At 66.6% G+C, this 14,276-nt stretch carries 13 protein-coding genes; 7 read left to right on the forward strand and 6 right to left on the reverse strand.

Annotated elements, in window-relative coordinates; genetic code table 11:
- The first annotated feature begins 3 nt into the window (after positions 1-3).
- The gene (locus BJEO58_RS13930) at positions 4-1,068 is read left to right on the forward strand and encodes an alpha/beta hydrolase fold domain-containing protein (protein WP_246076142.1); all 1,065 of its coding nucleotides are present in this window, start codon (positions 4-6) and stop codon (positions 1,066-1,068) included.
- A gap of 13 nt (positions 1,069-1,081) precedes the next feature.
- On the opposite strand, the gene BJEO58_RS13935 is transcribed toward BJEO58_RS13930, so the two are convergent.
- A complete protein-coding gene (locus BJEO58_RS13935) occupies positions 1,082-1,765 on the reverse strand; it encodes a YqeB family protein (RefSeq protein WP_101590068.1) in 684 nt (227 codons plus the stop codon).
- A 132-nt stretch (positions 1,766-1,897) separates the two neighbouring features.
- On the opposite strand from BJEO58_RS13935, the gene BJEO58_RS13940 reads away from it, so the two are divergent.
- Entirely contained in the window at positions 1,898-2,500 is a 603-nt protein-coding gene (locus BJEO58_RS13940) for a TetR/AcrR family transcriptional regulator (protein WP_101590069.1), read from the forward strand.
- 62 nt (positions 2,501-2,562) lie between these two features.
- Here BJEO58_RS13940 and BJEO58_RS13945 read toward each other — a convergent pair whose 3' ends face one another.
- From BJEO58_RS13945 to BJEO58_RS13955, 3 genes are all read right to left on the reverse strand, one after another.
- Entirely contained in the window at positions 2,563-4,401 is a 1,839-nt protein-coding gene (locus BJEO58_RS13945) for a glycosyltransferase (protein ID WP_145997562.1), read from the reverse strand.
- 83 nt (positions 4,402-4,484) lie between these two features.
- Positions 4,485-5,489: an aldo/keto reductase family protein gene (locus BJEO58_RS13950; protein WP_101590071.1), complete on the reverse strand. Its 1,005-nt coding sequence runs from the start codon at positions 5,487-5,489 to the stop codon at positions 4,485-4,487.
- 55 nt (positions 5,490-5,544) lie between these two features.
- A complete protein-coding gene (locus BJEO58_RS13955) occupies positions 5,545-6,828 on the reverse strand; it encodes an MFS transporter (protein ID WP_246076143.1) in 1,284 nt (427 codons plus the stop codon).
- Between the two features lie 202 nt (positions 6,829-7,030).
- On the opposite strand from BJEO58_RS13955, the gene BJEO58_RS13960 reads away from it, so the two are divergent.
- From BJEO58_RS13960 to BJEO58_RS13975, 4 genes are all read left to right on the forward strand, one after another.
- Positions 7,031-8,317: a CDP-glycerol glycerophosphotransferase family protein gene (locus BJEO58_RS13960; protein WP_101590072.1), complete on the forward strand. Its 1,287-nt coding sequence runs from the start codon at positions 7,031-7,033 to the stop codon at positions 8,315-8,317.
- 70 nt (positions 8,318-8,387) lie between these two features.
- Positions 8,388-8,783, forward strand: coding sequence for a glycerol-3-phosphate cytidylyltransferase (tagD, locus tag BJEO58_RS13965; protein WP_101590073.1), 396 nt, complete (start codon positions 8,388-8,390; stop codon positions 8,781-8,783).
- Between the two features lie 106 nt (positions 8,784-8,889).
- Positions 8,890-9,708, forward strand: a complete 819-nt coding sequence (locus BJEO58_RS13970) for a CDP-alcohol phosphatidyltransferase family protein (protein ID WP_101590074.1) — start codon at positions 8,890-8,892, stop codon at positions 9,706-9,708.
- A complete protein-coding gene (locus BJEO58_RS13975; RefSeq protein ID WP_308297874.1) occupies positions 9,705-10,910 on the forward strand; it encodes a glycosyltransferase family 2 protein in 1,206 nt (401 codons plus the stop codon). The genes BJEO58_RS13970 and BJEO58_RS13975 overlap by 4 nt, the downstream gene beginning before the upstream one ends.
- A 6-nt stretch (positions 10,911-10,916) precedes the next feature.
- Here BJEO58_RS13975 and BJEO58_RS13980 read toward each other — a convergent pair whose 3' ends face one another.
- Positions 10,917-11,789 (reverse strand): glycosyltransferase family protein, encoded by an 873-nt coding sequence (locus BJEO58_RS13980; RefSeq protein ID WP_101590075.1) that lies wholly within the window; start codon positions 11,787-11,789, stop codon positions 10,917-10,919.
- A 14-nt stretch (positions 11,790-11,803) separates the two neighbouring features.
- Positions 11,804-12,373 (reverse strand): polysaccharide pyruvyl transferase family protein, encoded by a 570-nt coding sequence (locus BJEO58_RS13985; protein ID WP_101590076.1) that lies wholly within the window; start codon positions 12,371-12,373, stop codon positions 11,804-11,806.
- A gap of 180 nt (positions 12,374-12,553) precedes the next feature.
- On the opposite strand from BJEO58_RS13985, the gene BJEO58_RS13990 reads away from it, so the two are divergent.
- Positions 12,554-14,155 (forward strand): glycosyltransferase, encoded by a 1,602-nt coding sequence (locus BJEO58_RS13990; RefSeq protein WP_180951973.1) that lies wholly within the window; start codon positions 12,554-12,556, stop codon positions 14,153-14,155.
- The last annotated feature ends 121 nt before the right edge of the window (positions 14,156-14,276 follow it).

Here is a 14,276-nt window from a genome sequence, read left to right on the forward strand (position 1 = left end):
TCTGTGAACGACGATTCGACGCCGGCGCAGTCGCGCCTCGAGGACCTGCCTGCATATCTGCTGGAGCGGCTCACTCCGCAGATGCGGGACGTCCTGGAGCACCAGTTCGAGGATGAGGCCCGGAGGCGGGCGGAGGTGACCCTGCCGGAGGACCCGACCGAGGCGTCTCGGGCGGAGTATCGCGCGGAGCGCGCCTTCTGGAACGAGGGTGGGCCGACGATGGCATCGACACGGGAGCTGCAGATCCACGCAGCAGGCATCGATGTGCCCGTGCGGATCCACCTGCCGGTGACCGTGGACGCTGCTGGCAGTGCATCTGGGTCGGGGAGTGCGGCTGGGTCCGGCAAGGTCCCCGCGATCCTGTTCTTCCACGGCGGCGGCTTCACGCTGGGTGATCTGGACACGCATGACCGCATCCACCGGATGATCGCCCATCACAGTGGGGCCGCGGTCGTCGCTGTGGACTACTCGCTGTCGCCGGAGGTGAAGTTCCCGCAGGCGCTGCGCGAATGCGCCGGGGTGACCGCTCATGTGGCGGAGCACGGCGAGGAATTGGGGCTGGACGGCAGCCGGCTGGCCTTCGCGGGGGACTCCGCAGGATCGGGCCTGTCGATCGGGGCCGCACTGCTGCTGCGGGACGAGGCTCCGGACGTCTTCGCGCGGCTGCAGGCCCTGGTGCTGATCTACGGCGGCTTCGGGCTGAAGGATTCCGCAGCGCGTCGACTGTGGGGCGGCTGGTGGGACGGCATGAAGATGGACGACCTGTCCGGCTTCCAAGAGGCGCTGTACGCAGATCCGGCGGATGCCGACAGTTCGTACGTGCAGACGCTGCGCTCGGACCTGAGCGGGCTGCCGCCGGTGTTCATGCGCTCAGCGGAGCTGGATCCGCTGGCGGACGACACAGCGGCGTTCGCCCAGATGCTGCGGCGGGCGGGGCACACCCCGGATGTGCGGGAGGTGCCGGGCGTGCTGCACTCCTACCTGCACTTCGGCAGGCTGTTGGACGAAGCGAACTTCACACTGACGGAGGGCGCCCAGTTCATCGCGGCGAGGTTCGCACAGGGGTGAGGGCAGCAGGTTCTCAGGTGATGATCCGTCTGACCTGCTGAGAGTCATCCCGGTCGCGGACGACGATGTCGCGATCGCGCAGCTGATCACGCAGGGCCGCGGCCTCTCCTGCGCGCTTGTCGGTCAGCGCTCGCTGACGGGCGCGCAGGAGCGCGTGGTCCTCTGCATCGAGCTCCGCGCCGCGATCGATCCACGGCTGGAATTCGTCTTGGCGAGGGTCCTCCCTGCCCCGCCACGTGATGCCGTGGGCTTCGAAGGCCGTGCGAAGGCGCGGTTCCAGCCCATTGCCCGATGCGGTGCGGGAGAGTTCCCGGGTGGCATCATCGACGAGCACCAGCTCCTCGCCGTCGAGGAAGGCCTCTGCGATCTCGTCCGTCATGAAGCGAGCCGATGACTTCTCCTTCGTGATGAGCACGCCGTCCGCGTCGAGGGTCACTGAGCCGACTTCACCCTCCCAGATCGCGAACACGAACCAGCCTGCGAGCGCGCCGATCACGGTCAGCGCCGGGAGCGCCACGACGAGCGGGACCTCGTCGACGATGCGCAGGAAGACCGGAGCGGAATCTATGCGATCGAGCAGCCAGGCGGTGACGGGCCCGGCGAGGAAGGCCAGGGCGAGACCGGCAGCTGCTCCCAGTCCTGTGAAGACGGGTGTGAGGCGGCGGTCCAGTGTGATCGTGGTTGCTGATGCGCTCATCGAGGGCTCCTGAGACGCTGACGTGAGGCGGGTCGAACGGGTCCGACACGGCGCTGGGATGGAGGACTTTCGGCTGGTGTGCGAGACTCCAGCATATAACCGAGTGATCAGTCTGTGAATTGTGGAGGGTGAGTGGCAAGGACAGTCGACCCGGCCAAGCACGCTGCCAGCCGGCAGCAGATCATGGATGCGGCGGCGCTGCTCTTCGCGGAGAACGGCTTCGAGCGCACGACGACGGCCATGATCTGCGACGCGATCGGCATGAGCCCCGGCCGGCTCTATCACTACTTCTCCGGCAAGAAGGCGCTGTTCATCGCGGTGCTCACTGCGGATCGGCAGGAGACCGGCGAGGTGCTGGGGGAGCTGCGACGGCGCGAGGCTCCGCTCGAGGCGCTGCTGGCGTTCGTCGAGCATCTCGCCGCCCCGGCGACCGTTCATCCGCTGGTGTCGCAGCTGGTCCTCGAGGCGATGATGCAGGCGCGGCGCGACGAGGAGGTGCGCACGATCCTCGAGCAGGTCGACGACGAGGAGCGGGCGGGTGTCGAAGAGCTTCTGGTCCGTGCTGTCGAGTCAGGGGAGGCGGATGCGGGACTCGAGCCGCGGGAGGCCGCTCAGTGGATCATGACGCTCATCGGGGCGATGTATCTGGGCGTCCTGGACGGTGATACGTCGATGGACCTGCTCGCGCAGCTGCGGAGGACCGTGCGGGGATACCTCGCGCCGGCGTGCGACTGATCGTCTGCCGCGGTTGCTCAGGGGCGAGGTATCCCCGCGCTGCCGCGCGCGGGGGAGCGGACTCATCCGGCGCGGCGGATACTCGCATTCCCGTGCTTCGTCGCGTACACCTCCAGATCGCCGATGGGCGCAGGCTCCGGACGGTCTCCCGCCTCGAGCCGCGTACGCGTCCGTGCGTCGTCGACCCGGAGATCGAGGAAGACATCCAGCACTCCGAAGGATCCCGCGACGAGTCGGTCGATCGCCAGCTCCCCGTGCAGCAGCACGGTGTGCTCCTGCGACGACACCTGCATCGGCAGGCGCAGGTACCCGCTCCCGTGTCGCTCGACCAGCGCGAGCTTCGCCCACGCCATGGCACCCGGACTCAGATCGTCCACCCGCACAGTGAAGATGACGCGCTCATCGACGGGGCTCACGTCGACGAGGTGGGCGGAGATCCTCGCGTTCCCGGCGGGATCCTCCACCGGGGACGCGCTCACCACTCGATGGAGCGCGTCCGCCCACTTCGCGGCGATGGTGTCCGCCAAGAACCTCTGTGACGTCTCGAGGGCAGCTTTGCGCATCTGCGCGACCTGCTGCTCATCCAGAGCGAGGAACGTGTCGATGGCGCGGGCGAGGGCGTCGGGGCGACCTGCCGGAACGAGGAATCCGTCGACTCCGTCGGTGATGATGTCAGAAGGTCCGTAGTCGATGTCATAGGCAAGGGGAATGCACCCGCTGGCCATGCTCTCCACGATCGTCAGCGACTGTCCTTCGGCGCGACTGGTGAGGAGACTGAAGGAGGAGCGTGCGAAATGTCTGCGCGCATGCGGGTCGTGTCCGTGCAGACGCACTCGACCGTCGAGGTCCAGGTCGGTGATGCAGTCGGCAAGGCTGTCCCGTTCCTCCCCGTCCCCGTAGATGTCCAGAGTGGACGTGGTGGACGTGGACGATGCCAGAGCGCGGATCGCGTGGTCCAAGCGCTTGATGCCGGAGAGTCGTGACGCGACGATCCCGCGTCCACGGGGCCTCGTCCTCGCCGCAGTGCTTGCGCGGCCGTGAAACGGATTCGGGATCGCGACGAGGTTGTCGGACCCGATGTCCTCGTCGAGGAGGTGCTGCTTCTGCCGTTCAGTGAGGACCGCGACCAGGTCGTATCTGTCCGCGTTCGTGAGGATCGGCAGCTTCCCCGGGGCGAGATTCCCGGGCGTCGGCGGGCCGAGAGCGCTGGACTCCGTGTCGCTGGACTCCGGGGCATGGTGATGCGAGTGGATCACCTGGATCAGCGACCCGTGAGGACTCCGGAACGCATGCATGAGACCACCGACGAACGCAGAGTCGCAGATGATCACCGACTGCTCAGTCCCGATGACGCATCGCAGCCAGGCGTGGTAGAAGGAGGTTGCGCTGCTCCACTGCCCGATGGCCTCGCCACCGCTGGCGTACAGCGTGAGGCGCCTGCCGCCTCGCTGTCCCGGTCGTGTCACATCATGGCGGTCGGTGAGGAGCAGAGTGCCATCGGAGCGGAAGCGTGCCACCTGGATCGCGCGCTCGTCATCGCCGGTGAGCACATAGTCCGTGCGCCCGGTCGTGGGCGTTCGCTCGTGATCAGAGTGACTGCTGGCGGGCGAGCCCTCGGACATCCGGGCGAGTGCACTGTCGCTGGAGCGCCTCAGCTCCTCCCAGAGATTCCGGATCCGCACACGCCTGCTGATGAGACCATCCCGAGAGAGCTCACGCTGCCGGCGGCGCGGGGAGAGATCGGGAGACAGCGTGAGCACGTCAAGGCGGCGCTTGTCGGCGTCTGCAAGCAGCGAAGCGCGTCGCAGCGCGACGGTCGTCATTCCTCCGAACGATTCGGGGATCTCCCACAGCAGATGGAAGATCGGGACGTCCGGAAGGATGCGTTGTCGTCGTCGCACGGAGACCTCGGCTTCATGGGGGCAGTCGCTGAATCCGGTGCACGGCTGCTCGGGCACCGGATTCAGCTGGGGCGGGTCTCCAATCAGCTGGGGCGGGTCTCCGGGGAGACCGTCTTCGCCGGGTCGCGCTCCGCGAGGTGACCGATCGCCTCGTCGATGCGGTTCAGCACGTCGGAGTCGAGCTTCACACCGGTGGCCTGGACGTTCGACTCGATCTGCTCCGGTCGTGAGGCGCCTACCAGTGCGGAGGCCACGTTCTCATGGGACAGGACCCAGGCGATGGCCAGCTGCGCCATCGTGAGACCCAGATCCGCGGCGATGGGTTCCAGCTGCGCGACTGCGTCGAGGTAGTCGTCGGAGAGATACCGCTGCACGGCGCGGGCGCCGCCGGCCTCGTCCGTCGCGCGCGAGCCGGCCGGAAGCGGCTGGCCCTTCCTGTACTTGCCGGTGAGCACGCCCTGCGCGATGGGGGACCAGACGATCTGGGAGACCCCCAGCTCCTGAGAGGCGGGGATGACCTCGGCCTCGATGATGCGCCACAGCATGTTGTACTGCGGCTGGTTCGAGATGAGCTGGAAGCCCATCTCCTTCGACAGCGCGTGAGCCGCGCGGATCTGGTCCGCCCTCCATTCGGAGACGCCGATGTAGAGGGCCTTGCCCTGGCGGACGAGGTCCGCGAACGCCTGCATCGTCTCCTCGAGCGGCGTCTCGTAGTCGAAGCGATGCGCCTGGTAGAGGTCGACGTAGTCCGTGCCGAGCCTGCGCAGTGAGCCGTTGATCGACTCCATGATGTGCTTACGGGACAGTCCACTGTCGTTCGGTCCCTTGGGTCCCGTCGGGTTGTAGACCTTCGTGAGGATCTCCAGCGACTCGCGACGCTGTCCCTGCAGCGCATCGCCCAACACCTGCTCCGCCTTCGTGTTCGCGTAGACGTCAGCGGTGTCGAAGGTCGTGACACCTGCCTCGAGCGCTGCGTGCACGCACTGCGTGGCGATGTCGTTCTCCACCTGCGAGCCGTGGGTCAGCCAGTTGCCGTACGTGATCTCGGAGACCTTGAAGCCGGAGTTGCCGAGGTAGCGGTAGTCCATGGGAGCCGCCTTTCTGCCGCGAACGCGCAGCGAGGTGCGTGGGTGCAGAACAACTCTAACGCTGAGGCATGTCAGTGTCGGGTGAAGAGGCGGTCGTCTGCGGGGACGAGCGCGAAGCCCTGCGCGCATCGACGGCGGTGAGGACCAGCAGCGCGGCGCAGAGTGCTGTGAGCGCGACAGCCGCAGAGCCGACAGCGGTGCGAAGCGTCCCTGCGGTGGCGATTGCGCCGATGCCGATGACTGTGGCGGCCTGGAGCGCGTAGGCGACGACGTACAGGAGCGAGAGCGATGCGCCGCGAGTGTGCACCGGCGCAGCGTGGTTCATCACCCCCAGGCCACCGGTGAATGCGAACGAGTATGCGACGCCTCCCATCACACACCAGCACAGGAAGAGCGCGATCGATCCGAAGACAGCGGCAGAGGCCATGAGAGCAAGGCTGGCGACGGTCAGGAGCGTTCCGGTCCAGACTGCGGCGTGCGGGCTGACGCGTGACAGCAGCAGTGCGGTGACACCGATGGCCGCGGACGAGCATCCGAGGAGCAGTCCAGCCACAGCCGTGTCGGACGTCTGGGAGAACTGCTCGATCATCTGCGCGCCGAGTGACAGGAAGATCGCACCGACGCAGTATGCGAGTGAGACGGAGAGCGTGGCGATCGAGAAGCTCAGGCGAAGCCCCGGAGCGAGGCGCAGAGCCTGCGGCCGCCACTGCTGTGTGAGGGTCGGGCGGTCGTCACGCGTCAGCACGAGTGCGAACATCGCGCCGACGGTCAGCGCCAGCAGAACGATGTAGCTCCAGAACAGCGGCATGGGAAGGAACTGCGCGAACAGCCCACTGAGGACGAGGGCGAAGGTGAGCCCCACGGCCGTTGCGATCGTGGCCAGCGAGCTGGCGAACCGGGGGTTCGCAGTGGTGTTGTTCTCGACGAGTGAAGCCGTCGCGGCGCCCATCGCCAGGCCGGAGCCGGCGCCCTGGAGTGCACGCCCCAGGAAGAGGAGGCTGACATGAGGGGCGACGGCGAAGACGATCGCGGAGGCGGCCAGCAGCGTCACGCCCCCGATCATCACGAGCCGGCGTCCGAACCGATCTGACAGGTTGCCGAAGATGGGCAGGACGACGAGCAGTGCGAGCTGGTACGTCGCGAACACGGTGGTGACGACCACTGGACTGAGATCCCACTGCTGCGCGTAGATGGGATAGAGCACGCTGGGCGCACCACTGGACCAGAGGACCAGGGCCAGAACGATGGCTGCCGTCCAGAAGGCTCCGGTCCTGCCGAGCTTCAGAGCTGCGAGTCCATCGCCGGAATCGTCTGGGCTGGGATCTTCGGCCCGTCGCACGTCACGAGCTCCTGACAGTGACCACGATGTCGTCCATATCCCTCACAGTAGGCGCGCACGTGCGAAAGTTCGCAGCATCGGTGCAGCCTCGAGACGGAATCGGGGGAAGGCGGGCCGCGCCGGGCGTCGACCGGCCGTCGCTATGCCAGCGACGAGGGGAACCGGCCCTGAGGTCCCCCTGTGTGTGAGGCAGAATCGGTGGATGACCGAATTCCAGCAGCGACTGACCGCCGCGACACGGAACCTGCGGACGCAGATGGCTTCGCTCACTGAACGCGGTGTGCGGATCATGCGGCATTCACGAGGCGTGACGGCGGCACGTGTGCAGGAGGTCCGCGTGCCGGATGCGATGCGGCCGCGAGCCGATGATCGCTTCATCGCCGGAGTCCACTTCGCGGGAGATGAGGACTCCGCGTACCAGCTGGAGCAGTGGCTGCGTCCGCTCGAGGGTCTGAACGCGCGCCTGCGCGATGAGTTCGGGGTCCCGCATCCGTTGGGGATCCTGTGCCGGTCTGCCGACCACGCACTGACGGTCAGCGCACTCACAGACCTGCCCGTCCGCTTCTCCCGCCTGTCGCAGGGGCTTGCGAAGTTCATGTCCCAACCGGAGCTCCGCGTCGTCTTGTATGTGAATCAGTCGATGAAGAACTTCCAGGCACTGCGCTTCTCCGGTCCCGCTCACATCCATCTGAGTCACGGAGAGAGCGAGAAGATCTCGATGATCTCCAATCAGCTCAAGGCCTACGACTGGGTCTTCACCGCGGGGCAGGCGGCGAGGGACCGCATCTCACATGCACTCATCGGTATGCCCGAGACCCGCATGATGGACATCGGCAGGCCGCAGCTCGATGAACAGCGGCCTGTGCCGACCGCGTGGAGCCGATCGCAGGCGGCCCGCGAGAGCGGCCCGGTCGTCTTCGTCGCCCCGACGTGGGAGGGCGACTCCCCGGAGATGTCCTACGGCACCATCGCCCGGTCGGGTCTGAGCCTGCTCACATCACTGTTCGACGCAGGATTCCGGGTGATCCTCCGTCCGCACCCCCGCACCGGGGTCGTATCGCCGCTCGCACGACGTGCTCAGCAGGAGTGCGAGCAGCTGATCGCATCGACTCCGGGAGGATTTCTGGACACCACCGACGGGGTGGGGTGGCAGCTGGACGTGGCGGATGCCGCGGTGTGTGAGATGTCATCGGTCGCGTTCGACTGGCTCTCCACGGGGCGCCCGCTCCTCATGCTGCGCCCCGCGGATCCGCGCGCAGAAGTCATCGACGGTGGACTCTTCGACCGTGCCCAGTCGCTCGAGGCGCACGATGCTGCGAGAGCGGGCGCGGTCCTGCGTTCCGCGCTCGCCGCCCCGTCGGAAGCGCGCGCGCTGGCCGACGAGCTCGCCTCGCACTACCTCGGCCCGACGGCCCCCGGTCGGCAGCAGTCGCGGTTCGAAGACGCCGCAGTCTGGGCTGTTCGTCTGAGAACGGAGCGAAAAGCCTGACATGAACACCTGGTGGCGCACCGGTAACATCTATAAGTCACCTGGTGTGTGCTACGAGGAAGGAATCCATATGCGCCGAGTCATCACCTACGGCACATTCGATCTGCTGCACTACGGGCACATCCGTCTCCTGCAGCGCTGCAAGGCGCAGGGCGATTACCTCGTGGTCGCGCTCTCGACCGATGAGTTCAACGCGGGCAAGGGCAAGAAGTCGTATTTCAACTACGAAGACCGCAGGAACATGCTCGAAGCGATCCGCTACGTCGACCTCGTGATCCCGGAGGAGAACTGGGAGCAGAAGGCGACCGATGTGGAGAAGTACCACATAGACGCGTTCGTGATGGGGGACGACTGGACTGGGGAGTTCGACTTCCTCAAGGACCAGTGCGAGGTGATCTACCTCCCGCGCACCCCCGAGATCTCCACCACGCAGATCAAGAACGACCTGGGAAGTGTGCCCGCCTGAGTGCATCAGCGGGAGGTCCGTCTTCGTCCGTGACGGATGAACTGCCGGTACACTCAGCCTTCCCGGCGGCCCCCTGCCGCACGGCTCCAGGAGAGGAGGACGCGTGATGTCGACAGGACAGCGCACGACCTCGCCCACTCTCGCGGAGCTTCGAGCAGTCGCTCAGCCGCCCCACGTGCGTGCGCGGAAGAACGCTGAGCACTGGACTGCGGAGCTGTACCTGCGGCACATCTCGATCTATCTCACCGCGGTGCTTGTGAGGACTCCCATCTCCGCCAATGGAGTCACGGCGCTCATGATCCTGTCGGGATGGGGCATCGCCGCCGCCCTGTTCATCCCCGGAATCGTCGGGGCGCTCCTCGCCCTCTTCTTCTCTCAGCTCCAGCTCTACTTCGACTGCTGCGATGGTGAGGTCGCCCGGTGGCGGGGCACCAGCAGTGCGAAGGGTGTGTTCCTCGACAAGGTGGGGCATTACACCACCGAGGGCGCTGTCGCGATCGCCCTGGGCCTCCGCGCTGTGGGCGACCTGTCGCTGCTTCGCACGGACCCTGGACAGGCGTACCCCTTCGTCGTCGCCGGACTCGCCCTGGGATGGTGCGTCCTGCTGAACAAGGCGCTCAACGACATGGTCCACGTGGCGCGTGCGTTCAACGGTCTCGACAAGCTTCCCGACACCGCCGCCGCGACGGACATCCCGCGCGGAGCAGTGGCCGCTCTCAAGCGCACCGCACGCTTCGTGCCCTTCCATCGGCTGTATCACTCGGTCGAGATGTCGCTCCTTGCGGTGGTCGCGGCCGTCATCGGTCTCGCACCTGCGATCGGCATCACCGCGGATCGAGTCCTCGTCGTCGGTCTGGCAGTCCTCTGCGCGGTCTCGGTCGCCGGGCACTTCGTGGCGATCATGGCTTCGAGGAGGCTCGGATGACTGATCCGCGTCGTGCTCGTCGTCTACTGACCTCAGACCCCGGCCGCGCGCACCAGATCCCGCAGAACGACGGGCCGTTCGACCTGCCGGACTCCCCGGACGCCTGGGACCGGCATGCCCACCTGCGACGGGATGCGCACGTCCTCGATGTCGGGCGCTCCACGGACGGCTCGCAGACCTTCGAACTCGTGCCGCCGACCACGCCCGGCGCGCCCGACCGCGATGCGACCCGCCAGCGCACTGCGAGGGCAGCAGGCGGTGACGATGCTGACCCGGCCGTCGAGGGTGCACAGCCCGGGCCCGCCTTCGTGCCGACCACCTCGCGGCGGTACGGGTTCGGAGTCGTGGTGCTCACGATGGGGAAGCGCCCGGACGACCTGCGTCGAGGACTCGATTCGCTCCTCGCGCAGCGCGGTGTCGACCTCGACATCCTGTGCGTGGGCAACGGATGGGAGCCCACGGATCTGCCGGACGGCGTCCGTTCCCTGGCTCTTCCCCAGAACCTCGGCATTCCCGCGGGACGCAACGAGGGTGTTCCCCACGTGAGTGGTGAGTTCCTCTTCTTCCTCGACGACGATGCATGGCTGCCCGATGAGACGACGCTCATGCGGATGGCGCAGCTCATGCGCACTCAGCCGCGGATCGGTCTGGTGCAGCCTCGCGTGGTCGATCCTGAGCGGGACGACGCGCCGACCCGGTGGATCCCGCGCCTGCGGAAGGGGTCCTCGGAGCACTCCTCGAACGTCTTCTCCGTCTGGGAGGGCGCCGTCGCGCTGCAGCGCAGGGCCTTCGACGAATGCGGCGGATGGCCGGCGCCGTTCTGGTACGCGCATGAGGGAATCGAGCTGGCGTGGCGCATCTGGGATGCGGGGTACCAGGTCTGGTACATGGGCGACCTCTCCGTCGCCCATCCGGTCATCGACCCCAAGCGGCATGACGAGTACGTCTTCATGAATGCGCGCAACCGTGTGTGGTTGGCTCGGCGCAACCTGCCCTTCCCCTTCAGCTGGGCGTACGTGGGGTCGTGGACCCTGGTGCAGATGCTGCGCTGGCGTTCGAAGTCGGACCAGCTGCGGCCCTGGTTCGAGGGGTGGCGCGCAGGATGGCGCGACGATCCGTGGGCGGAGGACGAACCGCACCGGAAGCTCTCCGGTCGCGGACTCCTCGCGATGTCGATGAACGGACGTCCGCCCGTCGTGTGAGCAGTCCTACTGCTCGCCGCGACGGAGTGTGCGCTGGATCTTCCTCTTCGCCCTGCCTGCAAGGCCGCGCGGCGTGCGCGAGGCGGCCAGCCGCCTGGCGGCGGTGGCATCCTTCTTCGCCGCGTCGCGCTCTGCACGGAGTGCCTTCTTCTCGTCCTTGAGTGAGCTGATCTCTGCTCGCAGGCGACGGATGGCGTCCTTCTGCTTCACGTTCTTCTCACGGGAGATGTCGTGTCCGAGGGTGATCCGCTCGCGGATCTCATCGAGGTCGGTCAGCGCCGTGATCGGGGTGATCGGTGGTTGTGGCTCCATCGCACGCAGTCTCCGGTCGAAGACGAGCTCCGAGTCGGCTCTCCTGTAGGAGTGCGTGATCGAGTTCTCGTCGAGGAAGCTCACGTAGCGCTCGAAGTTCTCCGCGTGGTGCTTCTCCGGCTCGTGGAAGTCGACTCCCTCGACCAGCTCCTCGAGTCGGGTGTCCAGCGAGACATCGGCGGCCAGAACCCGCGGCAGGTGGTGGTAGTCGGCGAGCTCCTTCAGGCGGGACCCGTACATCAGCGTGAGCGACGGGGTGCCCGCGTGCGTCGGCAGGACGTTGCCGTGGATCCGGGTGCCGATCGACAGGTCGAATGACTTCATGTCCTCGATCCATGACGGTGCATTGAGGTAGAACCTCAGGTTCCCGGTGCGGAAGGGCGCATGGGTCAGGGAGTTGGGATAGTTGTCGACGGTGTCGCGGAAGGAGTTCGCGCTCACGTCGACCATTCCCGAGTAGACCTTCGAGAAGTCCCCGAAGTCCTGCGGGATGTACGTGGCATCCGCAAAGGATTCGGGCAGTCGATGGAGGAATTCGAGCGCCTGCTGGGGCGCCTTGGGCGTCATGTTGTAGGCGATCTTCAGATCGGAGCTGTATTCGAAGGGCCGGTCTGGAGTGTCGGACCCAGGTTGTACAGCGTCGGGTCACCGATGACCCGGAAGTGCTGCTCCGCCGTGTAGCCCAGTGATTCGAGGTAGCGACCCGTGATCTCGCCCCGCAGACCGATGAGTGACGACCGCTCCAGGACGGCGTTGATGAAGTCCTTCGCGACGCCGTCGAAGGGCTTGGGCGCATCGAAGGGATCGTCGATCGCGAACGCGCCGCCGATGCCCACGACGGCGACGGGAATGGTGAGCTGCTCGATGAACCTGGTCATGCGTGCCATCTCGCTCGTGAAATGACCGCCGAAGTCGTTCGCCATCGGCAGGACATACATGCTGTACCTGTCGTTGACCTCTTCCGGTTCAGGCAGCCGCGCACCGTACCAATCCGATTCGACGGAGGTCGACTCCGTCGTGAGATGGCGGAAGAGGCCGAACGGGAAAGCGACGTTCCCACTGTTGTTGTGGTAGGCGTTCAGTCGCCACACGTCACTGGGATCGACGCGCTCCAACGGTGACGGGGTCGCCCGTATGAGGACGGTGTCCATAGGCTCGGGGCTCTCCCTCTGCGCGACATCGGTGCATGCTGCCGTCCGGATCGTATGTCTGCGGACCGAGCGGTCTGGACGATCCTAACCCACGGTTCCAGCGACCCGGTGCGATATCCTTGCGTCCTGCAGGAGAGCACACGAAGGAGGCGGCTGATCGTCGGGAACCCCGTGAAGTCGTTGACACGACTGGTTCGCAGGACGAAGGAGCCCCTCGTCCGGTTCCCCCGTACGCGCGTGATCGCGATGACGTGGGGGATCCCGGAGGACTTCGGGGGATTGACGAGTGTCCTGCTGCGCCGTTCTGCGATGATCGCGGACCTCGGGGGCAGAGACGTCCCGATCCTCACATTCGACGCTTCGTTGGACGTGGAGCACACGACGCGGCAGCTCATCGCGCGCGGCGAGCTGCGTCCGGGGGTGCAGCTGCGCAACTGCTGGTCTGAGATCGCGGGGATGGGCGACCGTGAGCTGAAGGCGTTCGCAGGATCCGCCGGCCCGCTGCCGGCGCATGGCCCGACGGACACCGGCGCGGATGTGCGTTCCGAGGACGCACAGAGGCGCATCTGGGTGGGGACGGACGGCAAGAAGCGCCTCGTCGAGCATCTGCGACCGGACGGAACAGTGAGCGTCCGGGACGAGCGGAAGTGCCGTGAGGGCAGGGGTCTCGTCATCCTCGATCACGAGGGTGCTCCGATCGGTCGGTGGAACCGGGTGCGGGACCTCTACTTCGCCTGGATCGACCATGTCGTCGGGGACGCGTCTGCCGTGATCCTCAGCGACTCCAAGTACGTGGGCTCGTTCCTCCACCACTACAGGCGTCCGAAGGTCCGCACGGTTCAGGTGTTCCACAACCCGCATCTGACGCCGAAGGCGGTTTCGACCGAGGGGCCGTTCACCGAGTCGCGCGCGTCGATCATCTTCGAGCATGAGAAGTTCGACGGGTTGGCGTTCCTGACGAAGCGGCAGGCGGATGACTTCACCGCGGCCTTTCCACGCAGGGGCCGCACCTTCGTGGTCCCGAACTCACGGGAGATCCCAGCGACTCTGCCTGACGTGGAGGAGCCGCGCGAGCCGAGCCGCGGCATCATGCTCGCGCGATTGAGCGGCCAGAAGCGGATCGACCACACCGTCCGCGCGCTCGCAGAGCTTCAGCGTGAGACTCCACACGTGCGAGCACATGTCGACGTCTTCGGCTCCGGGCCATCGGAGAAGAAGATCATGACAATGATCGAGGCCGAGGGCGCAGGCGACCGGATCGCGCTGAGGGGCTACGACCCGACCGCGTCGACGCAGCTGGCGTCGGCGTCCTTCCTGGTGCTGAGCAGCAAGTACGAAGGACTTCCGCTGGTGCTGGTGGAAGCGATGGCGGCCGGATGCATCCCGGTGGCCTATGACGTCCGGTACGGCCCCGGTGACGTGATCGCCCATGGTGTCGATGGCCTGGTGGTGCCCGCGGGGGATGTGCGAGCGCTGGCGGCGGCGATCCGACGGATCGCGACGATGGACGAAGCCGACCGCAGAGAGATGCGGCGTGCTGCACAGCGCACGGCGCGGCGATTCGACGACCTCACCGTGACCCGGCAGTGGGCGGACGTGTGCGGAGCTCTCACGGGTCCGCGTGCACCGCTGCTCGCGTCGGGCTCGGGCGCCATGGCGACTCGTGCAGAGTTCCTGGATGACCAGGCAGGTGATCTGCTTCTCAGCGGGAATGTCCTGGGAGCGTGGCCCCTGGGGACGGAGGAGGTGCGCCTGCGCATCGCATCCTCCGATGGGACCTGACTTGGCTCATTTCGTTAGTGCGTGGGCTCTCCGGTCCGGATGGCTTCGAGGACGCGGGTCAGGTCCTCGGAGACGTGGGGTGGGAAGGTCTGCGTAGTGCCGTTGATCGCGAGGGTTGCGG

The organism is Brevibacterium jeotgali (genome assembly GCF_900169175.1).
In the GTDB taxonomy this organism is placed as follows: Bacteria; Actinomycetota; Actinomycetes; order Actinomycetales; family Brevibacteriaceae; genus Brevibacterium; species Brevibacterium jeotgali.